Annotated in this window: 1 pseudogene; it reads left to right on the top strand. The window is 35.1% G+C overall.

Going from position 1 to position 205, the window contains the following annotated elements:
- Positions 1-205: pseudogene (locus ACG9ZB_RS17790) on the top strand (hypothetical protein); the annotation flags it as partial.

Raw genomic sequence — 205 nt, 5'->3', positions numbered from 1 at the left:
TATTATCAAGCAGAAAAACGTGCTCAAATGACTGCACAAGTAACCGAACAAATACTTGAGTTGGTTATGGAATATCGTTGTCTCATGCCAAGTATCGGAACACGTAACCTGTATTGGCTTATTCAAGGCAAATTGTTGCAGCGTGGTTTAAAGTGTGAACGGGATCAGTTATTTAAAATATTGAAAGAAAATAATTTATTGATTC

The sequence above is a fragment of the Acinetobacter johnsonii genome, assembly GCF_048551975.1.
GTDB classification, from domain to species: Bacteria; Pseudomonadota; Gammaproteobacteria; order Pseudomonadales; family Moraxellaceae; genus Acinetobacter; species Acinetobacter johnsonii_A.
Note: the sequence above shows the minus strand (reverse complement) of the source record. Positions and strands in the feature narration are given on the sequence as shown.